The organism is Micromonospora rubida, assembly GCF_009908295.1.
In the GTDB taxonomy this organism is placed as follows: domain Bacteria; phylum Actinomycetota; class Actinomycetes; order Mycobacteriales; family Micromonosporaceae; genus Micromonospora; species Micromonospora rubida.
Genome location: NZ_JAAALO010000002.1, coordinates 666,204 through 686,867 on the forward strand (window position 1 = coordinate 666,204; position 20,664 = coordinate 686,867).

Annotated in this window: 18 protein-coding genes and 3 tRNA genes; 4 read left to right on the top strand and 17 right to left on the bottom strand. The window is 71.0% G+C overall.

The genetic code is table 11. The features are described from left to right. Positions 1-30: 30 nt before the first annotated feature. The 17 genes from rpoB to GVV04_RS07585 all read right to left on the bottom strand — a co-directional run bounded on the left by rpoB (position 31) and on the right by GVV04_RS07585 (position 14,569). Positions 31-3,462: a DNA-directed RNA polymerase subunit beta gene (gene rpoB, locus GVV04_RS07505; RefSeq protein ID WP_161685929.1), complete on the bottom strand. Its 3,432-nt coding sequence runs from the start codon at positions 3,460-3,462 to the stop codon at positions 31-33. Between the two features lie 581 nt (positions 3,463-4,043). After that, on the bottom strand, positions 4,044-4,427 hold the full coding sequence (rplL, locus tag GVV04_RS07510; protein WP_161685931.1) for a 50S ribosomal protein L7/L12: 384 nt from the start codon (positions 4,425-4,427) through the stop codon (positions 4,044-4,046). 53 nt (positions 4,428-4,480) lie between these two features. Next, on the bottom strand, positions 4,481-5,026 hold the full coding sequence (gene rplJ / locus GVV04_RS07515; RefSeq protein ID WP_161685933.1) for a 50S ribosomal protein L10: 546 nt from the start codon (positions 5,024-5,026) through the stop codon (positions 4,481-4,483). A gap of 399 nt (positions 5,027-5,425) precedes the next feature. Then, positions 5,426-6,115, bottom strand: coding sequence for a hypothetical protein (locus GVV04_RS07520; RefSeq protein WP_161685935.1), 690 nt, complete (start codon positions 6,113-6,115; stop codon positions 5,426-5,428). Then, positions 6,112-7,167 (bottom strand): ATP-binding cassette domain-containing protein, encoded by a 1,056-nt coding sequence (locus GVV04_RS07525; RefSeq protein WP_161685937.1) that lies wholly within the window; start codon positions 7,165-7,167, stop codon positions 6,112-6,114. Before GVV04_RS07525 ends, GVV04_RS07520 begins: the two co-directional genes overlap by 4 nt. A gap of 80 nt (positions 7,168-7,247) precedes the next feature. Beyond that, positions 7,248-7,964, bottom strand: a complete 717-nt coding sequence (rplA, locus tag GVV04_RS07530; protein ID WP_161685939.1) for a 50S ribosomal protein L1 — start codon at positions 7,962-7,964, stop codon at positions 7,248-7,250. Positions 7,965-8,045: 81 nt separating this feature from the next. After that, positions 8,046-8,480: a 50S ribosomal protein L11 gene (gene rplK / locus GVV04_RS07535; RefSeq protein WP_161685940.1), complete on the bottom strand. Its 435-nt coding sequence runs from the start codon at positions 8,478-8,480 to the stop codon at positions 8,046-8,048. Positions 8,481-8,664: 184 nt separating this feature from the next. Continuing rightward, positions 8,665-9,387: a transcription termination/antitermination protein NusG gene (gene nusG, locus GVV04_RS07540; RefSeq protein ID WP_161685942.1), complete on the bottom strand. Its 723-nt coding sequence runs from the start codon at positions 9,385-9,387 to the stop codon at positions 8,665-8,667. Between the two features lie 39 nt (positions 9,388-9,426). Next, the gene (gene secE / locus GVV04_RS07545) at positions 9,427-9,819 is read right to left on the bottom strand and encodes a preprotein translocase subunit SecE (RefSeq protein ID WP_161685944.1); all 393 of its coding nucleotides are present in this window, start codon (positions 9,817-9,819) and stop codon (positions 9,427-9,429) included. 211 nt (positions 9,820-10,030) lie between these two features. Beyond that, positions 10,031-10,103, bottom strand: a tRNA-Trp gene (locus GVV04_RS07550). Between the two features lie 127 nt (positions 10,104-10,230). After that, positions 10,231-10,623 (bottom strand): MaoC family dehydratase, encoded by a 393-nt coding sequence (locus tag GVV04_RS07555; protein WP_161685946.1) that lies wholly within the window; start codon positions 10,621-10,623, stop codon positions 10,231-10,233. Position 10,624: 1 nt separating this feature from the next. Further along, the gene (locus GVV04_RS07560) at positions 10,625-11,071 is read right to left on the bottom strand and encodes a MaoC family dehydratase N-terminal domain-containing protein (RefSeq protein WP_161685948.1); all 447 of its coding nucleotides are present in this window, start codon (positions 11,069-11,071) and stop codon (positions 10,625-10,627) included. Between the two features lie 120 nt (positions 11,072-11,191). Next, entirely contained in the window at positions 11,192-11,359 is a 168-nt protein-coding gene (gene rpmG, locus GVV04_RS07565) for a 50S ribosomal protein L33 (RefSeq protein ID WP_092378713.1), read from the bottom strand. Positions 11,360-11,492: 133 nt separating this feature from the next. Further along, a tRNA-Met gene (locus tag GVV04_RS07570) sits at positions 11,493-11,565 on the bottom strand. A gap of 25 nt (positions 11,566-11,590) precedes the next feature. Next, positions 11,591-11,663: transfer RNA gene (locus tag GVV04_RS07575), tRNA-Thr, on the bottom strand. A gap of 125 nt (positions 11,664-11,788) precedes the next feature. Continuing rightward, entirely contained in the window at positions 11,789-14,320 is a 2,532-nt protein-coding gene (locus tag GVV04_RS07580) for a putative bifunctional diguanylate cyclase/phosphodiesterase (protein ID WP_161685950.1), read from the bottom strand. 108 nt (positions 14,321-14,428) lie between these two features. Then, positions 14,429-14,569 (bottom strand): hypothetical protein, encoded by a 141-nt coding sequence (locus tag GVV04_RS07585; protein WP_161685952.1) that lies wholly within the window; start codon positions 14,567-14,569, stop codon positions 14,429-14,431. Between the two features lie 782 nt (positions 14,570-15,351). On the opposite strand from GVV04_RS07585, the gene GVV04_RS07590 reads away from it, so the two are divergent. The 4 genes from GVV04_RS07590 to GVV04_RS07605 all read left to right on the top strand — a co-directional run bounded on the left by GVV04_RS07590 (position 15,352) and on the right by GVV04_RS07605 (position 20,607). Then, on the top strand, positions 15,352-16,104 hold the full coding sequence (locus tag GVV04_RS07590) for an ABC transporter ATP-binding protein (protein ID WP_161685954.1): 753 nt from the start codon (positions 15,352-15,354) through the stop codon (positions 16,102-16,104). Beyond that, positions 16,101-18,635 (top strand): ABC transporter permease, encoded by a 2,535-nt coding sequence (locus tag GVV04_RS07595; protein ID WP_161685956.1) that lies wholly within the window; start codon positions 16,101-16,103, stop codon positions 18,633-18,635. The genes GVV04_RS07590 and GVV04_RS07595 overlap by 4 nt, the downstream gene beginning before the upstream one ends. A gap of 110 nt (positions 18,636-18,745) precedes the next feature. Then, positions 18,746-19,963 (top strand): sensor histidine kinase, encoded by a 1,218-nt coding sequence (locus tag GVV04_RS07600; protein ID WP_161685958.1) that lies wholly within the window; start codon positions 18,746-18,748, stop codon positions 19,961-19,963. Continuing rightward, on the top strand, positions 19,963-20,607 hold the full coding sequence (locus tag GVV04_RS07605; protein ID WP_161685960.1) for a response regulator transcription factor: 645 nt from the start codon (positions 19,963-19,965) through the stop codon (positions 20,605-20,607). Before GVV04_RS07600 ends, GVV04_RS07605 begins: the two co-directional genes overlap by 1 nt. Positions 20,608-20,664 lie beyond the last annotated feature (57 nt).

Consider the following 20,664-nt stretch of genomic DNA (forward strand, 5'->3'; position numbering starts at 1 on the left):
AGCCGGCGGACCGGCTCCCGACCGCTCACCTCAGACCTCTTCGACCGAGCTCGGCTCGCGCCTGGACAGGTCGATGCCCAGCTCCTCCGCGGCCCGGAACACCTCGTCGTCGGTCTCGCGCATCTCCAGGGCCACACCGTCGCTGGAGAGCACCTCGACGTTGAGGCACAGCGACTGCAGCTCCTTGAGCAACACCTTGAACGACTCCGGAATGCCCGGCTCCGGGATGTTCTCGCCCTTGACGATCGCCTCGTAGACCTTGACCCGGCCCAGGACGTCGTCGGACTTGATCGTGAGCAGCTCCTGCAGGGCGTACGCGGCGCCGTACGCCTGCATCGCCCAGCACTCCATCTCACCGAAGCGCTGGCCACCGAACTGCGCCTTACCACCCAGCGGCTGCTGCGTGATCATCGAGTACGGGCCGGTCGACCGGGCGTGGATCTTGTCGTCGACCAGGTGGTTGAGCTTCAGGATGTAGATGTAGCCGACCGCGATCGGGTCCGGCAGCGGCTCGCCCGAACGGCCGTCGAACAGCTGCGCCTTGCCGGAGGAGCCGATCAGCTGCTTGCCGTCCCGGTTGGGCAGGGTCGACGAGAGCAGGCCGGAGATCTCCTCCTCGCGGGCGCCGTCGAAGACCGGCGTGGCCACGTTGGTGTCCGGCCCGGACTCGTGCGCCTCGATGGAGCGCAGCTGGCGCTTCCAGTCGGTGTCGTCGCCGTCCACGCTCCAACCCGTCTTGGCCACCCAGCCGAGGTGCGTCTCCAGCACCTGGCCGATGTTCATCCGGGACGGAACACCCAGCGGGTTCAGCACGATGTCGACCGGGGTGCCGTCCTCCAGGAACGGCATGTCCTCGATCGGCAGGATCTTCGAGATGACGCCCTTGTTGCCGTGCCGGCCGGCGAGCTTGTCGCCGTCCTGGATCTTCCGCTTCTGGGCGACGTAGACCCGGACCAGCTCGTTGACGCCCGGGGGCAGCTCGTCGCCGTCCTCCCGGGAGAAGGTACGCACGCCGATGACCGTGCCGGTCTCACCGTGCGGCACCTTCAGCGAGGTGTCCCGGACCTCGCGCGCCTTCTCGCCGAAGATCGCGCGGAGCAGCCGCTCCTCCGGGGTCAGCTCGGTCTCGCCCTTGGGCGTGACCTTGCCGACCAGGATGTCACCGGGGACGACCTCGGCGCCGATCCGGATGATGCCGCGCTCATCGAGGTCGGCAAGCATTTCCTCGCTGACGTTCGGGATGTCGCGGGTGATCTCCTCCGGGCCGAGCTTGGTGTCCCGGGCGTCGACCTCGTGCTCCTCGATGTGGATCGAGGTGAGCACGTCCTGCTGCACGAGGCGCTGCGACAGGATGATCGCGTCCTCGTAGTTGTGGCCCTCCCAGCACATGAACGCCACCAGCAGGTTGCGCCCGAGCGCCATCTCGCCCTCGTCGGTGCACGGACCGTCGGCGATGACCTGACCGGCCTCGACGCGGTCGCCCTCGAAGACGACCGGCTTCTGGTTGACGCAGGAGCCGGCGTTGGAGCGGCGGAACTTGTGCAGCAGGTACGTCCGGCGGTGGCCGTCGTCCTGGTGGATGGTGACGTAGTCGGCGCAGAGGTCCTCGATGACACCGCCGACCTCGGCCACGACCACGTCACCGGCGTCGACGGCGGCGCGGTACTCCATGCCGGTGCCGACCAACGGCGACTCGGCCTTGACCAGCGGCACCGCCTGGCGCTGCATGTTCGCGCCCATCAGTGCCCGGTTGGCGTCGTCGTGCTCAAGGAACGGAATCATCGCGGTCGCGACCGAGGTCATCTGCCGCGGCGACACGTCCATGTAGTCGACGGCGGCGGGAACCACGTCCTCGGTCTCGCCACCCTTACGGCGACACAGGACCCGGTCCTCGGCGAACGTGCCGTCGGCCTTCAGCCGCGCGTTGGCCTGCGCCTTGACGAACCGGTCCTCCTCGTCCGCGGTCAGGTAGTCGATCTGGTCGGTGACCCGACCCTCGACGACCTTCCGGTACGGCGTCTCGATGAAGCCGAACGGGTTGACCCGGGCGAAGGTGGAGAGCGCGCCGATCAGGCCGATGTTCGGGCCTTCCGGCGTCTCGATCGGGCACATCCGGCCGTAGTGGGACGGGTGCACGTCGCGGACCTCGAAGCCGGCCCGCTCCCGGGACAGACCACCCGGGCCGAGCGCGCTCAGCCGGCGCCGGTGGGTCAGGCCCGCCAGCGGGTTGGTCTGGTCCATGAACTGGGACAGCTGCGACGTGCCGAAGAACTCCTTGATCGCCGCCACGACGGGGCGGATGTTGATCAGGGTCTGCGGCGTGATCGCCTCGACGTCCTGGGTGGTCATCCGCTCGCGGACGACCCGCTCCATCCGGGACAGGCCGACCCGGACCTGGTTCTGGATCAGCTCACCCACGGTACGCAGGCGCCGGTTGCCGAAGTGGTCGATGTCGTCGGCCTCGTAGCCGTCCTCGCCGGCGTGCAGCCGGCAGAGGTACTCCACGGTGGCGACGATGTCGTCCTCGGTCAGGGTGCCGGTGGTGATCGGCACGCCCACTTCGAGCTTCTTGTTGAACTTGTACCGACCGACCTTGGCGACGTCGTACCGCTTCGGGTTGAAGAAGAGGTTGTCGAGCAGGGTCTGGGCGTTCTCGCGGGTCGGCGGCTCGCCAGGGCGGAGCTTCCGGTAGATGTCGAGCAACGCCTCGTCGGCGCCGGCGATGTGGTCCTTCTCGAGCGTGGTCATCAGCAGCTCGGACCAGCCGAACTTCTCGCGGATCCGCTCGGCGGACCAACCGATGGCCTTGAGCAGGACCGTGACGGCCTGCCGGCGCTTGCGGTCGATGCGGACGCCGACCGTGTCGCGCTTGTCGATGTCGAACTCCAGCCAGGCACCCCGACTCGGGATGACCTTGACGCTGGAGAGGTCGCGGTCGGAGGTCTTGTCCGGCTCTTTCGAGAAGTACACGCCCGGCGAGCGGACGAGCTGGCTGACCACGACACGCTCGGTGCCGTTGATGATGAAGGTGCCCTTCGGCGTCATCATCGGGAAGTCACCCATGAACACCGTCTGGCTCTTGATCTCGCCGGTGGTGTTGTTGGTGAACTCCGCGGTCACGAACAGCGGGGCGCAGTAGGTCAGGTCCTTCTCCTTGCACTCCTCGATCGAGGCCTTGACCTCGTCGAAGCGCGGTGCCGAGAAGGAAAGCGACATGGTGCCAGAGAAGTCCTCAATGGGACTGATCTCTTCGAGGATTTCCGCGAGACCCGAGCGTGGGTGCGGGTCGTCCGCCGACCGGCCCTGCCAACCCTCGTTGCCGACGAGCCAGTCGAAGGACTCGTTCTGGATGGCGAGGAGGTTGGGGACCTCGAGGTGTTCGGTAATCCTGCCGAAAGAGACTCGGCGGGGAGCGAAAGCGCTCGACGTACGACTGGTCTTCGCAGGGCGGGAAGCTGCCAAGATGCGTCCTTCCGAGGACCGGTGCTGCAGAACGGCTGGTACGCGTGCACTCCAATATCCCCACCAGAAATACCCGCAATCGGACATTTCTGCGCAGGGGTCAAGTCGGAAGGCAGCGCAAACTAGCAGTGTAGCCGAGAGGCTAACCGCTGTCCAGCCCAGCCCGCAGGTCGTCGCGGAACGCGCCTCGGCATCCCTCGAAAGAGGGACAACCGGGCCGCTCGGAACGCGGCGGACCTACGGATCCGCTCGGGTGCGGCGGCCGGTGGTGGTGCCGCTGCCAATACCCAAGAGGTGGCCGTTGCAAGCGCGGAAGGTCTTGCAGGTGTCAGCGTGCCTGGCGGCCCGGGGCCGCGTCAAGGGCCGGTCTCGCTGGCGACACGTGTTTCCCACCGACGGGCGACCTCCGCTCCGGCCGTACCGCCGGGCGCCGGGCGCCCGAGCCCTGCTCAGAACGTTGCTGGCGGTCCCAGCACGAACACGGCGGGCGACGATCCAAAATTTGGATCGTCGCCCGCCGTGTCGGAGTGTGCCCCGGCTCACGTGCACCTTGAGCCGGGCGCGCGCCCGGTCAGCCCCAATTACTTGAGGGTGACCTTGGCGCCTTCGCCCTCGAGCTTGGCCTTGGCCTTCTCGGCGGTCTCCTTGTTGACCTTCTCCAGGATGGCCTTCGGCGCGGACTCGACCGCGTCCTTGGCCTCCTTGAGGCCCAGGCCGGTCAGCTCACGCACGACCTTGATGACCTGGATCTTCTTGCCACCGTCGGCCTCGAGAACGACGTCGAACTCGTCCTTCTCCGGCTCGGCCTCGGCGGCGGACGGGGCAGCGCCCCCGGCGGCGACGGCGACCGGAGCCGCGGCGGTGACCTCGAAGGTCGTCTCGAACTGCTTCACGAACTCGGAGAGCTCGATCAGCGTCATCTCCTTGAACGCGTCAAGCAGCTCGTCGGTGCTGAGCTTCGCCATATCTGGCGTCCTTTCCTAAGGTTTGACTAAGAACGTGGGTGCGCCGCGGGGCCTCAGGCCGCCTCGGCGCCCTCCTTCTCGCGCTTGTCCTGCAGGGCTGCCGCCAGACGGGCGGTCTTCGACAGCGGGGCCTGGAACAGGGCCGCGGCCTTGCTCAGGTTGCCCTTCATCGCGCCGGCCAGCTTGGCCAGCAGCACCTCACGGGACTCCAGGTCGGCAAGCTTCGTGACCTCGGCCGCGGAAATGGCCCTGCCCTCGAAGACGCCGCCCTTGATGACAAGCTTCGGGTTGGCCTTCGCGAAGTCGCGAAGCCCCTTCGCCGCCTCGACGACGTCGCCCGAAACGAAAGTCAGCGCGGTAGGACCGGTGAACAGCTCGTCGAGCCCGGAGATCCCCGCGTCGGTCGCGGCACGCTTCGCCAGCGTGTTCTTCGCGACCGTGTAGGTGGTCTCCTTGCCGAGCGAGCGCCGCAGCTGGGTGAGCTGGGAAACCGTCAGACCACGGTACTCGGTCAGCACCGTAGCTCCCGCGTTGCGGAAGTTCTCGGTCAGCTCGACGACGGCCGTGGCCTTGTCGGCCCGGATCGGCTTGTCCGCCATGTCCCTCCTCTCTCGTTGCTCCAGGCTGGTCGACCGGGAAGCCAGCAGGCTTCCGCGGTACCGGAGGGCCGCGACAACGAGAAACGCCCCGGCGCAGGGCGCACGGGGCGAGGGTCGGCCGATCCCACCGCAGTCGGCGGACCACGGGAACACGGCCAAGTTTCGCTTGCCGCCCTGCGCGGGTCGCCCGTCGAAGCGGGACCTTCGACCGTGCCGAAGCACGGTGACCAGCGGTCTCTGGGTGTTACTTCGTCCCAGAGGTTACGCGACACGCCCCGTGACCGCCAAATCGCCCCCGGGTGCGCCCCATCACTCCCCCGCCGGTGATCGACCCGTTCACCAGGCTCCGGGCCCTCAGCGGCACGGAGGACGCAACGTGCGGCGCCCGGCGGCCGCCGGTCAGACGCGGACCCGCCGGCGCCAGGCGTACGCGGCCAGGGCCGTCGCGCTCCAGGCGACCCCCCACCCGCTGAGCAGGGCCAGGGTGCCGCCGGACGGTCCGGCGGCGGCAGCCCGGGCAGTGGACATCACCGGCGGCGCCAACCACGGGATCACCGAGTCGGAGAGACCCAGGACCAGCGTGCCGACCACGCCGAGCGCCAGCACCGCGACGCCGTACCCGGCGCTGCCCGTGACGGCCCGGCTGGCCAGCGCGCCGAGCGCCACGGCTGCCGGCAGGGCGAGCAGGTGCGCCCAGACGCCGAGAGCGACACCGGCGGCCAGCGACCGGCCGCCCGGCGTCACCTGGCTGGTCACCCCGCCCACCAGCCACGGATAGACCAGCCCGGCGGCGACCGTGCCGAGCCCGGCAACGACCGCCGCGAGCAGCCCGGCGGCCCGCTCCCGGGCCGCCCCGGCGAGCACCAGGGCCAGCCGGCGCTGGACGTCCGGCTCGACGTCGAGCAGGATCTTGGTCTGCCAGGCCAGCACCGGGAACAGCACCACCGCCGAGACGCCGTACGCCTCGCCCGGCTGGGCTCGCCCGCCGCCGTAGAGGACACCGAGGGCGAGCAGGCCGGCCAGCAGGGGCGCGACAGCCCGTCCGGTACGCAGGAAGCCGGCCAGCCTCATCCGGACCAGCGCGCTCACCGGCTCACCCGCCCTGCCGGCCCCGAGGCCGGCACGCCCCCGCCCGCCCCGTCGGCAGGGCCCGGCGGACCACTGATCGGGAGCGCGACGGGTACGGCCGCCCCGTCGGCAGGGCCCGGCGGACCGCCGATGGGCGCGACGGGTACGGCAGACGCGCCGGCGACGGGAGCCGCCGGCCCCCCGACGGCAGCAGCGCCCGGCTCTCCGGTGCCGGAGGCGGACGCGCCACCGGCGACGAGGGCGGCCGGCTCCCCGGCAACCGGTGCGACCAGTTCCCCGGCGACGAGGGCAGCCGGCGTCCCGACGGGCGGGGCGGCGTCGGAGCGTACCCGTAGGACGTGGTGGCCGTCGGCGCGCAACCGGGCGACGGTGCCGGCCACCCGCGTGGCCGACACCGCGACCTCGACCACGACGAGCGCGTCGGCCGGCGGGGCGGCCGACGCCTGCGCGGTGACGGTGCCGTCGGCGACGGCCCAGCGGGCCGCGCCCGGCAGCCGTGCCGTCTCGCCCCGATGATCGCTGACCAGCACCGACCCGCCGGACGCCAGCACCTCGCCGATCAGCCCGGGGACCAGTTCCCGGGCGGCGGCGTCGAGGCCTTCCCACGGCTCGTCGAGGATGAGCAGGTCGGGCCGGCGCAGCATCGCCTGGGCCAGGCCCACCTTCTGGGCCGTGCCCTTGGACAGCTCGGGAAGGCGCACGCCGTGGAACCGCGTCAGGCCCAGCCGCTCGGTCCACCGGTCGACCGCCAGGTCCGCCTCGCTACCACCCAGCCCGGCAACCCGGGCCATCCCGGCCAGGTAACGCCTCACGGTGAACGGCTGGTCGACGGGGAACCGCTCCGGCACCCAGCCGACGTGCCGCGGGCGGTCGACGACCCGGCCCCGGGTCGGCCTGAGCACCCCGGCCGCCAACTGGAGCAGAGTGGACTTGCCGACGCCGTTGCGGCCGAGCACCACGGCCGCCTCGCCCGGGTCGAGCCGCAGGCTGGCCTCCCGCAGCACCCACGGACCGCGCCGGTGGTACCGCAGCCACACGCCCTCCCACCGCATGCCGCGAGCCTGCCACACCCGTGAGACGGAAAGGGCCCCGCCACGAGAGTCGTGGCGGGGCCCCGTCGAGGCAGCGGTGCTCAGGCCTCGGTCGTGCCCTCCTGGAGGTTCTTGACCAGGTTCGGGTCGACCGGAACGCCCGGGCCCATCGTGGTGGTGAGGGTGACCTTCTTGAGGTACTTACCCTTCGACGACGACGGCTTGGCCCGCAGCACCTCGTCGAGGACGGCGGCGTAGTTGTCGATCAGCTGGGACTCGGAGAACGAGGCCTTGCCGATGATCAGGTGGAGGTTGGAGTGCTTGTCCACCCGGAAGGTGATCTTGCCGCCCTTGATGTCCGCGACGGCCTTGGTGACGTCCATCGTCACCGTGCCGGTCTTCGGGTTCGGCATGAGGCCGCGCGGGCCCAGGATCCGCGCGATCCGGCCGATCTTGGCCATCTGGTCCGGGGTGGCGATCGCCGCGTCGAAGTCGAGCCAACCGCCCTGGATCCGGGCGACGAGCTCGTCGGTGCCCACCTCGTCCGCACCGGCGGCGGCGGCCTCCTCGGCCTTCGCGCCGGAGGCGAAGACGATCACGCGGGCGGTCTTGCCCGTGCCGTGCGGCAGGTTGACCACGCCACGGACCATCTGGTCCGCCTTGCGGGGGTCGACGCCGAGGCGCATGGCGACCTCGACCGTGGCGTCGAACTTGGCGTTGGTGGTGTCCTTCGCGACCTTGACAGCCTCGGCCGGGGTGTAGAGCTTCGACCGGTCGATGACCTCGGCGGCCTTGCGGTAGGTCTTGCTGCGCTGCATTTCTAGCTACTCCTGTGGTCTATGGCGGGCCGCGGTGACCGCGCGCCCTCCCACGAAATGACGGGGAAGCGGTGACCGAGGTCAGTCGGCGACGGTGATGCCCATCGACCGGGCGGTGCCGGCGATGATCTTCTGAGCCTGGTCGATGTCGTTGGCGTTGAGGTCCGACATCTTCTTCTCGGCGATCTCGCGCAGCTGAGCCCGGGTGACGGAGCCGACCTTCTCGCTCTGCGGCACGCCGGAACCCTTCTCGACGCCGGCGGCCTTGATCAGCAGCCGGGCGGCGGGCGGGGTCTTCAGCACGAAGCTGAAGGTGCGGTCCTCGTACACGCTGATCTCGGCGGGGACGATGTCGCCCCGCTGGGACTCGGTCTGCGCGTTGTAGGTCTTGCAGAACTCCATGATGTTCACGCCGTGCTGGCCGAGCGCGGGGCCGACCGGCGGCGCCGGCGTGGCCTGGCCCGCCTTCAGCTGAAGCGTGAACGTCTTGACGAGCTTCTTCTTCTTCGGAGGCATGTCACTTCCTGGGGCTTGGAGCTGGGAAAGGTGCCGGCCGGGGGCGCGCACGGTCAGCGCGATGCGACAGCCGACGTTCTAGAGTAGCGCAATGCTCCGCCGCCCCCTACGCCGAGGTCCGGCGAGGGGGCGGAATGGATACGCCGGCGGCAGGCTGCTGCCCCACCGCCGGCGCCCGGGAACGTCAGATCTTGGTGACCTGGTTGAAGTTCAGCTCGACCGGGGTCTCCCGGCCGAAGATCGACACCAGCACCTTGAGCTTCTGCTGGTCGGCGTTGATCTCGCTGATCGTCGCCGGCAGCGAGGCGAACGCGCCGTCGGTGACGGTGACCGAGTCGCCCACCTCGAAGTCCAGCACCCTGATCTCGGTCTTGGCCTTCTTCTGCCCGGTCTCGACCGCCGGGGCGAGCCACTTGAGCACCTCGTCGAGGCTCAGCGGCGCCGGCCGGTCGGCCCGGTCGGTCGCCCCCACGAACCCGGTGACCCCGGGGGTGTTGCGCACGCAGGAGTAGGACTCCGCGGTCAGCTCCATCCGGACCAGGATGTAGCCGGGGAACACCTTGGCCTGGATCTGGGACCGCTTGCCGTTCTTGACCTCGATCTCTTCCCGGGTCGGCACCTCGACCTGGTAGATGTAGTCCTCCATGTCGAGGGAGGTGATCCGGGTCTCGAGGTTGGTCTTGACCTTGTTTTCGTAGCCGGCGTACGAGTGCACCACGTACCAGTCGCCCGGCGCGTAGCGCAGCTTCTGACGCAGCTCCGCGACCGGGTCGAAGTCCTCTTCCGGGGCGGGCTCGGTGGTCGGAAAGTCCGGCTCGCTGGCGGCCTCGACCGACTCATCGTTGGCCGCCGTCGCCACCGCGGACTGCTCGTCCGTGGTCTCGGCGGTCTCGTCGTACTCAGGCACGCTCGCTCACTTCCGTCACTATCGGCTTGAGTCAGCCGGTCAGCTGGGGTTGCCGAAGACCCACAGCACGCCCTTCGCGAAGGCGTAGTCCAAGCCGGCCACGATCGTCAGCATCACCGCGACGAAGGTGACGACCACGGCGGTGTAGGTCAGCAGCTCCTTGCGGGTAGGCCAGATGACCTTACGCAGCTCGGCCACGACCTCGCGGAAGAACCGCGCGATGCGGGCGAACAACCCCACCCGCTCGGTGTCCTTGCGGGTCTTCCTCTCGTCGGCCGACTCAGCCTTGGCCCGCGCCCGGGTCGCCGTGCCGCCACGGGAGACCGGCTCGTCCGCGTCGGTGGCGTCGTCGGCGGCCACGTCGTCAACGACATCGTCGTTCAGACGATCGTCGTCGCCGGCGTCTTCGCTGTGCCGCTTGTTCTCGGCCACTTCGCCCTCCGTCGCGGGAATCGGGTCACACGCCGGTGCGGCGTGCGCGGCGCTGGTCGCGCCGGCCGGACCAACCGTCCCGCGACGGGCCGCGGGCCGGCGGATCGACGGACGGGCCCGATGCCTCGGAACCACCCCGCCGATGCCACCACCACGGGCCGGACACCGCCGGTTGGCGGCGCGACCCACGGGAACGGTCAGGCCTGAGGCGCAGGGGTGACAGGACTTGAACCTGCAGCCTGCGGTTTTGGAGACCGCTGCTCTGCCAATTGAGCTACACCCCTATGCGGCAACGCTCGCCCGACCCGGTCGTGCAGCACCGGGCGGGGTCACTTGCCCCACGGCGGACCAGTGTACGGGTAGCAAGGCCACTTTCCCAACTGGTCCGCCTCCTCGCGTGGCGGAACCCCCTCAGCGGGGCGTCCGGATCACTGCCCGGGCCTGCGAGAGCACCTTCTCGCCACGGCACTTCACGGTGATGTCGAGCCTGGTCAGGCCCTCTTCGGTGGTGTCCTTGACCTTGGCGGTCACCTCGACCTCGGTGCCGTCGTCATCGTCGGGAACGGCCACCGGACGGGTGAACCGGACCCCGTAGTCGACCACCGCGTCGGGCGCGCCGGCCCACTCGGTCACCGCCCGGCCGACCAGAGCCATGGTGAACATCCCGTGCGCGATCACCCCGGGCAGGCCGACGCCGGTGGCGAACCGGTCGCTCCAGTGGATCGGGTTGAAGTCGCCCGAGGCGCCCGCGTAGCGGACCAGGTCGGCCCGGGTGATCCGGAAGGTCTTGGTGGGCAGCTCCATGTCAGGCCTCCCCGCGTACGACGAGCTTGGACCAGACGGCGACCACGGGGTCGCCGGCGGCGGTGGTGACGTCGGTGCGGGTGGTCAGGAAGTCGTGCCCGCCCCGGCTGCTGATGTCCTCGATCGTGTTCGCACAGACCAGCTCGTCACCGGCCACCACCGGGCGGGTGTAGGCGAACCGCTGGTCGCCGTGGACCACCCTGCTGTAGTCGATGCCGATCGCCGGATCGTCGATGATCTGCCGGCTGGCGGCCATCGTCAGCACCACGGGGAAGGTCGGCGGGGCGACCACATCCGGGTGACCGAGCGCCCGGGCGGCCTCGGGGTCGTGGTACGCGGGGTCGGTGGCGCCGATCGCCGTGGCGAACTCGCGAATCTTCTCTCGGCCCACCTGATAGGGGGCGGTCGGCGGATAGGTTCGGCCGACGAAGGACTGGTCCAAGGGCATGCCCGAGAACCTACACGGGAAGCACGAAAGCCGACCCGGGGGCGGACGTGCGGCAGAAGCCGCGCATCCGTTCCGGATCGGCGATCGAGTGTCGTGCGGCCGGCTCGCGCCGGCGACGGGTCAGCGGGTCTCGCGGTGAGCCGTGTGCCGGCCGTCCCGGGGGCAGAACTTCTTCAGCTCGATGCGGTCCGGGTCGTTGCGGCGGTTCTTGCGCGTGATGTAGTTGCGCTCCTTGCACTCCACACACGCCAAAGTGATCTTCGGCCGGACATCGGTAGCCTTCGCCACGGCGGAGTGCCTTCCTCGCTAACGGTCAACAACTACAACGCCTCAGCCTATGTGCTGGAAGCGCGAACATGCAAAGTGGGCGCCTATGGCGCCCATCCCAACGTCCACCGGGAACGAGCCCGAGGGACGAGAGTAGCGGTGGCCGGAATTGAACCGGCGACACAGCGATTATGAGCCGCTTGCTCTGCCATCTGAGCTACACCGCCGCGGCGGGCCCAACCGGACCCTTTGAGCCCCCTTACGGAATCGAACCGTAGACCTTCTCCTTACCATGGAGACGCTCTGCCGACTGAGCTAAGGGGGCCTGCACGATCACCCGGTGGCCGCGCAGAGGTAAGACTACACGGCCCCGCCCCGGAGGTGAAATCGGATCCCCCCGCCGTCAGACAGGTAAACGTCCGCCCAGGTCAGCGGCTTCGGGCCGGCCCGTCAGGGGACGACGCGCAGCCGACGGACGTCCGGGCCGACGAGCGCCTCGGACTCCAACTGGGCCCCGAACCACGCCTCCAGCCGCTCGTACGGCAGCGGGCGGCTGAACAGGAAACCCTGGCCGATCTCGCAGCCGATGTCCTGGAGCAACTCCAGGGTCAGCTCGCTCTCCACGCCCTCGGCCACCACCGCCAGGCCGAACTGCTGGGAGAGGGTCACCACCGCGTTGACGATGGCCAGGTCACTCGGGTCCGTCGCCATTCCTTGCACGAACGACCGGTCGACCTTCACCTCGTGCACCGGCAGCCGGCGTAGGTAGGCCAGCGAGGACGACCCGGTGCCGAAGTCGTCCACCGACAGGCGGACGCCGAGGTCGCGCAGCCGGTGCAGGGTCGGGATCGGGCGGTCGGTGCCGTCCAGCACCCCGGCCTCGCGGATCTCGAACGTGAGCAGCTGCGGCGGGACGTCGTACTCGGCCAACAGCTCGCGCACCTGGTCGGGGAAGTGCCGGTCGGTGAGCGTACGGGCGGAGAGGTTGACCGCGACGGCGAGCGGCTGCTCGGTGTGCGTCCAGTCCCGGCTGCGCCGCAGCCCCTCCCGCAGCACCACCTCGGTGAGCCGGCCGAGCTGGCCGGTGTGCTCGGCCACCGCCACGAAGTCCTCCGGGGCGACCTCGCCGTGCGCGGGGTGCTCCCAACGGGCCAGGCACTCCACCCCGACCAGCCGGCGGTCCCGCAGCGTCACCTTGGGCTGGAAGTAGACCTCCAGCGCGCCGTCGTCGAGGGCCTTGCGCAGGTCGCCGGCGAGGCCGAGCCGGCGCAGGGACCGGGACTCCAGGGCCGGGTTGAACAGCTGGATGCTGCCGGGCATGGACTTCGCCGCCGACGCGGCCAGGTCGACCCGCTGCAGCAGGGTCGCCGCGTCGCTGCCGTGGTCGGGGTGCACGGCCACCCCGACCGCGGTGTCCACGTCGAGGGTGAACGCGTCGAAGACCATCTCGGCGCGGATCTCCTCGCGCAGTCGCGCGGCCAACTCCAGCGCCGCCTCGGCGTTCTCCAGCCGCAGCGTCACCAGGAACTCGTCGCCGCCGGCCCGACCGACCAGGGCCGACGACGGCGCGGAGGCGCGCAGCCGGACGGCGACCTCGGCGAGGACCTGGTCCCCGGCGGCGTGGCCGAGCGACTCGTTGACCTGACGCAGCCCGTCCACGTCGAACAGCAGCACGGCGACCACCTCGCCCGGGGCCCGGATCTTCACGGCCTCGTCGAGCGCGCCGCTGATCCGCCGCCGGTTGGGCAGCTTCGTCAGCGTGTCGTGGTACGCGTCGTGCCGCAGCCGGTCGACCAGCCGGGAGTTCTCCAGGGCCACCGCCGCGTGCGCGGCCACCGTCTCGATCACCGGCACGTCGGCCGGGGTGAAGTGACCGAGGCTGCTGAGCCGGTTGACCACCTCCAGGGTGCCGATCACCGCCTCCCCCGAGCGCAGCGGCACGATGATCGCGTCCTTCGCTGACGCGGCCCGCAGCATCGTCAACTGCTCCCGGTCGCCGCCGAGCCGGGCGCCGAGCGCGGCGGTCTGTCGCTGCTGCACGACCCGCTCCCGGACCGCCCCCGGGATCTTGGAGAAGTCGAGCAGGCCGCGCCCGTCGACCCGGGCGGTCAGCAGCACCTCCGGGTGCCGGCCCTGGGCGGGGAGCCACAGGGTGGCGTACTCGGCCTGCATGAGCGCGCGGACCCGGCCGAGCAGCGCATCCGGCAGCGTGCCGTCCTGGCCGCTGCGGGTCATGGCCCGGGTCAGCTCGTAGATGTCGGCGAGGGTGCGGTGCTGCCGGAGGAAGTGGGCGTAGGCCCGGTAGACCACGGCCACCGTCACCGCGAGCGCCCCGAGCACCAGCAGCGACCAGTAGGTGGCGGTCAACGCGAGCAGAATGATCAGGCCGACGGTGGCGTTCACGCCGGCGACCAGCAGCGGCACGGTGGACGTGCGGACCACTTCGAGCCCGGCCTGCCAGCCCTGGAGCAGGGTGATCACGCCGACCACGGCGGCGAGGGTGACCAGGGTGATGGTGCTGACCGCCGCGAAGAGGATGCCCCAGGTGCCGGGCCCCACTCCCCGGATCGGGGGGAGCGCCAGCAGGACCAGGGCGGCGAGGGAGGTCGCTGCGGCGGAGCGGGCGACGTTGAAGGCGAACTTGGCCGGACCGAGTCGGCGCCGGAGCTGGGCGATCAGCGCGGCGAGGGTGGCAACCAGCACCAGGGTCAGCGGCGGCAGATAATACAGCGCCAGGACCAGCGGAATCTCGGTGATCGTGACCGAAAACGTCTGACGCCGGACGACGAAGCTCAGGACCGGCAGGTGGGCGGCGACCAGGGCGGTGAGTAGCAGCAGGCCCAGGCCCCACTCGCCGTATGGCTCCCGCTCGACCAGCGCGACCAGCAGGCAGCAGACGACAGCCAGGAACGCCAGAGGCCCGGTTATCAACCAGGCGAGGTCAGTCCCGCGTCGTCGCACGGCTGTCGCACGGCTCGTCATCCTGCTCCCTTGTCATCACCGAGAGTGAACTCCGCGCCGATGCCCGGTCGCTACCGCCGTCGCCCGGGTCCCCGGGCGACGGCGGGTGTCAAACGAACCGCGAAGAACCTAGTTCCACTCGAACTCGAGGGTCGCCCGGTCACCGGCGGCCGAGTCACCGGCGGCGGAGGCGGCCGAGGCGGCGCCGGAGGCGAGCGCGAAGAGCATCAGGGTCATGCCGAGCAGCCGACCCAGCTTTTGAGTAGGCATCTGTGGGGCTCCTCTGTCACGAAACGGGCAGCACGGGGGGCGTGAAGATTCCATGATGGTGCCACACGCACTGAGGGCAACAAAGCCCTCGGTGCCCTGACTCCGCCTGGACGGCAGCAAGTCCGACCGATCGGCAGGACGCCCTGCCTGGCGGGGTGATACCCCCGCGTTCCCGGGTTCCACGCCCTGCTTCATTTGGCGAACACTCGGACCAAGTGCGCCAATCACGGAAACACATTGAGTGCGTCTAAAGTCGCATGGCGTTTTACTTCGGGACAGCGCACCACAGTGGAGCAGATATCGAAAGGGACCTTCATTTCCCGGACCCCCACCCGGTCGTTCCCCACCCCTGGTCGGCGGTCCGCCCCTTTCAAGGCGCTGACGGGCCATCGACGCGATCGCCCCCGGCCGACTCGAAAGCCAGGCCGACGGCCGCCGCGCATCCCAGCTCAGCTTCACGACATCGCAGTCTCTCAGTCGTCCTCCGGCATGGGCCGCTGTCTCACCGACGGCTTGGCTCGGGCGGTCGGGCGTGCACCATCGACGGGCCGCGTGCGCCGTACTGCCGGACTGACCGGCCTCCCCCGTCACCTGCTGATCGTCTCCAGCCGGGCCCGGACGCTGCCCTTCTCGTCGGCGACACCGACCCGGCCGCCCGACCGGGGGTAGTTCAGGCGCGCGACCGGGTCGAGGTCGGCCAGTCGGCGGTAGGGGTTTCCCCACCACCGAGATCATGGGTCGCCGTGTGTTCCGGAAACGCCGCCTCGACCAGGCTTTCCGCTATGCGAAACAGCGATGTGACCCCCGCTCGCGGGCCGGTCGTCGAGGTGCTCGACGTGACGAAGACCTATGCCGGCGGGGGCGGTGTCCGGGCGTTGGACGGCGTGTCGGTCGCCTTCGAGGCCGGTTCGTTCTGCGCGGTCATGGGCCCGTCGGGCTCGGGGAAGTCGACGCTTCTGCACTGCGCGGCGGGCCTGGATCGGCCGGACAGCGGACGGGTGCTCCTCGCCGGTCAGGACATCGGCGGGCTGAGCGAGCCGCGGCTAACCCAGGCACGGCGGCAGCGGGTCGGGTTCGTCTTCCAGTCGTACAACCTGATGGACTCGCTGTCGGTCTGGCACAACGTCCTGCTGCCGCAGCGGCTGGCCGGGGTACGACCGGACCGGGACTGGGCGCGGGAGGTGATGTGCCGCGTCGGGCTCACCGGACGGGAGAACGACCGGCCCGGCCAACTGTCCGGCGGTCAGCGGCAGCGCGTCGCGCTCGCCCGTGCCCTGGCCGGCCGGCCGGAGGTCATCTTCGCCGACGAGCCGACCGGGGCGCTGGACCTGTCGACCGGCCGCGAGGTGCTCGGGCTGCTGCGCGAAGCGGTGGACGGCATCGGCACGACGATCGTCATGGTGACGCACGACCCGGCCGCGGCGGCGTGGGCCGACCGCGCGGTGTTCCTCGCCGACGGGCGGATCGTCACGGAGCTCGCCGACCCGACCGCCGAGAAGGTCGCGGCGCAGATGATGGCGGTGACCGTCCGATGATCCGGCTCGCTCTCGGCACCCTGCGCCAGCACCGCGGCGCCTACGCCGGCACGTTCTTCGCGGCGCTGCTGGCCGTGGCCCTGCTCGCCGGCGGCGGTCTGCTGCTCGCCTCCGTGCTCACCGCGAAGCCGCCGGCCGACCGGTTCGCGGCAGCGCCGATCGTCGTGTCGGGCGACCGCGACGTCACCCTCGAGATGGTCACCACCAAGCAGAAGAAGGACAAGGTCAAGCGCAAGGTCAAGTCCGAGCGGCTCACCGGTGCCGGCTCGCTGCCGGCGGACCTCGTCGGCCGGCTGGGCAACCTTCCGGGTGTCGCGGCCGCGGTCGCGGACGTCGCCTTCCCGGTCCAGGCGGATACGCCGGACGGACGTCAACTGCGTGGTGCCGACGACGCTCCCGTGATCGGACACGGGTGGGCCTCCGCGCCGCTGACCCCGTACTCACTGCGCACCGGCGAGTCACCCGGTTCGGGCCAGGTCGTCATCGACGCCGATCTTGCCAACCGCTCGGGAACCACGGTGGGCGGACGTCTCGTCGTCACCACGAAGACCGGCGTCCGCACCATGTTCGTGTCCGGTGTCGCCGCACCGGCCGGGCGGGACGGGCTGCCCGCCCAGGGCGCGCTGTTCGTCGCCGACAGCGAGGTGGCATCGGTGTCGGGGCTGTCCGGCCCGACCGCGGTGGCCGTCCTGGCCAGACCCGGCACCGACCCGGTCGCGCTCCGCAATGCCGTCGAAGGGGTCGCCGGGGAAGCGCCCGTGCTCACCGGCGCCGACCGGGTCCGGGCCGACCTGCCCGGCGCCCTGCCGGACTACATCGGTCCCATCTCGATCTTCGGCTTCGTCATCGGCATCACGGCGTTCGCGGCCGTCTTCGTCCTCACGGGCACGGTCACGCTCGGCGTACGCCAGCGCCTGCGCGAGCTGGCACTGCTGCGCACCGCCGGCGCGACCCCCGGTCAGCTGCGCCGCCTCCTCGGCGTGGAAAGCCTCCTGCTCGCCGGGGTCGCCGCGCTGCCGGGCGCGCCGCTGGGTGTGGTGTTCGCCCACGTGGTGGCCGCCCGGTTCCGGGAGCTGGGCGCGGTGCCGGCCCAGTTCGTCGTACGGACCAACGTGATCGTACTCATCGCCGCCACGGCGGCCGGGATGCTGGTGACCTTCGTCGGTGCCCGGATCGCCGGCCGCCGAGCGGTGCGGATCGCCCCGACGCAGGCACTCGCCGAGACCGCGAACGCACCGACCGGTGGGTTCGCCCTGCGGACCGCCGTCGCGGTGGTGACCACGGCCGGCGCGATCGCCCTGCTCGTCTTCGTTCCGCTCGACGGGCCGCTCGGGATGGGCATGAGCTTCGTGTCGTCCGCCCTGTTGCTGTGCACGGTCGCGGCCCTGGGCCCGCTGCTGGTCCGGGTGCTGACGGCGCCGGTGTCCCGCCTCGTCGGCGCCGGCGGCGCGATCGGCTGGCTGGCCGGCCTGGTCACCCGGGCCGAGCGGCGACGGGTCGCGGCGGTCGCGGTCCCGCTCGTGCTCATGTTCGCGATCAACGCCACCATGCTGCTCAACAGCGCCCTGCTGGACGAACTGACCGCGCAGGAGCAGGCGGACCGGACGGCAGCCGCGACGGCGCAGGTGACCGCACCGGGCGGGCTTCCGCTCAGTACCGTCGAAGGGCTCGTCGCTCTCGACGGGGTGACCGGCGCGTCGGCGACGTTGCCGACGCGGGCGATCGTCGAGCAGGGTGGCAAGCCCGAGGACTACGTGGCGCAGGGTCTGCTGGTCGCCGGCACCGAGGCGGCGCTCGATCTCGATCTCCGCGCCGGGACGCTGCCGGGCACGGGCACGTTCGCCGCCAGCGAGTACGTGACCGGCCAGTACGGCTGGCGGGTGGGCGACGACGTGCGGATCTGGCTCGCCGACGGCCACCATGTCCAGCTGCGCCTCGCCGGGGTGTACGCCCGCGCCCGGGGCTTCGGCGACCTGGCGCTCCCCGCGGACCTGGTGGCGGCACACGACCCGCGCGGACTGGTCAGCACGGTCGGGCTGCGCTACCACGGCGACGTACCGGACCGGATCGCCGCCTCGTGGCCCGGCCTGCGGCTGACCCCCACGCTCGGTGCGGCACCCGCCGGTGACGCGCAGAACCAGCAGGGCGCCTGGGAGCTCATGGTCATCATCTCCCTCGGCTTCACGGCGATCGCGGTCGTCAACACCTTCGCCATCGCCACCGCCGCGCGCCGCCGCGAGTTCGCCGACCTGCGGATGGCCGGGGCGACGACCGGGCAGCTCCACCGGCTCGCCGGACGCGAGGCGATGATCACGGTCACCGTCGGGCTCGTGCTGGGCGTCCTGGTCACCGCGATCGTGGTCGGCGCGTTCAGTACCGCGCAGGACGGCACGTTGCGGGTGTTCGTCGACGCTGGCACGTACGCGGGGATGCTCGGCGGTGTCACGGCACTGGGACTGGTCGCGGGTGCCGTGCCGGCCCGGGTCCTGCTTGGGCGGCGCAGCCTGCCGGCCCTGAGCGACGGGCGCTGACCGTACTCACGGCCGGATCGCCGCTCGGACCCGTCCTCCGGATCGCCGAGGGCCGGGTCCGGTCGGCGGCCGCCGTCCGGTGCCTGCGCGCCGCCGGTACGATCGCCGCGATGATCCGCACAACGGCGTCGGCGCTGGCGTACCTGGTCAGCAGCCTCGTCGCCGGTGTCGTCGGCCTGGCCTGGGCCCTGGCGTCCACCCTCGGCGTCGGTCTGCTGGCGATCACACAGCTCGGCGGCCCGGCGTTCCTCGGCGCCGCCTGGGTGACCCGGCACCTCGCGGACCTGGAGCGGCACCGGGCCCGTTGGGTGCTCGGAACCGCGATCGCCGCGCCGTACCTGCCGATCGAGGGCGGCACCGTCCGGCAGCGGGTCAGCGCGGTCGCCGTACAACCGGCCACCTGGCGCGACGTGGCCTGGCTGCTCGCGCTGTTTCCGCTGGGCCTGGCAGGCGGGATCGCCGCCATGGTGGTCACCGTCGTCGATCTCGCCGCCGTCGTGGCGCCGGCATGGGCGTGGGCGGTGCCGAACCCGCACGCACCGTTCCCGATGCGTCCGCTCATGACGACGGTGTCGGGCCGGTTCGGCCTGACCGTCCTCGGCGTGCTGCTGTTGCCGGTCACCGCGTGGTTCCTGCGGACCGCCGGACTGGCCCAGGCCCGTGCGGCCCGGGCCCTCCTGGCGCCCGGCGCACACCGGCACCTGGTCGAGGAAGCCGACCGCCTCGCGCAGACCCGCCGTCGGGTCGTCGATGCCCAGGCGGCGGAGCTGCGTCGGATCGAGCGGGACCTGCACGACGGCGCCCAGGCCCGGATCGTGGCCGCCGGCATGACGCTGGCACTGGCCGCCCGCAAGCTGCGCAACGGTGCGGCCGCCGCATCCGACGTCGACCTCGCCCGCCGGCAGCTCGACGACGCCCTCACCGAGCTGCGCCGGCTGGTACGCGGCATCCATCCACCGATCCTCACCGACCGGGGGCTGCACGCCGCTGTCGCCGCCCTGGCCGGCGACAGCCCACTCGCCGTCGAGATTCGGGGCGCCCCGGACGACCGCTACCCGCCGGCGGTCGAGTCGGCGGCCTACTTCGTCATCGCCGAGGGTCTCGCCAATGCGGGCAAACACGCCGACGCCCGGACCTGCGTCGTCACCCTCGCCCGAACCGCCGGCACGGTCACCGTCACGCTCGCCGACGACGGACAGGGCGGCGCCGACCCGTCCGGCTCCGGGCTCGACGGTCTGCGCCGCCGCGTCGAGGCACTCGACGGCCGGCTCACCATCACCAGTCCACCCGGCGGTCCCACCGTCCTGTCCGCGGAGCTGCCCCACTGATGCGCATCGTGATCGCCGAGGACCTGCTGCTGCTCCGGGAGGGCATGGTGCGGCTGCTGACCGACACGGGCCACACCGTCGTCGCCGCCGTCGACACCGCACCCGACCTGCTGGCGGCCGTCACCGAACACCGACCCGACCTGTCCATCGTCGACGTTCGGCTGCCACCCGGCTTCCGCGACGAGGGACTCCGCGCCGCTCTGACGCTGCGTGCCACGGACCCGGACACCAAGGTGCTCATCGTCTCCCAGTACGTCGAACGGGCCTACGCCGTGGAACTGCTCGCCGACGGCCGGGGCGGTGTCGGCTACCTCCTCAAGGACCGCGTGACCGCCCTCGATGATTTCCTTGACGCGGTGGAACGGGTTTCCAACGGTGGCACCGCCCTGGACCCGGAGGTGGTGCGGCAACTGTTCACCCGCAACAGCCGCAACCACGGGGTCGACGGGCTCACCGCACGGGAACGGGAGGTGCTCGGCCTCATGGCCCAGGGCCTGTCCAACGCGGCCATCTGCGCGGCGCTCGTCCTGGCGCCGGTGTCGGTGGAGAAGCACATCACCAACATCTTCGCCAAGCTCGGCCTGCCGCCGGCCGAGGACGCCAACCGGCGTGTCCGTGCGGTCCTCGCCTACCTCAACCACTAGCGGCTCCCACAGCCCACCGCTTCATCGAAATTTTCTGGTGCTGACCCCTCGCACCTG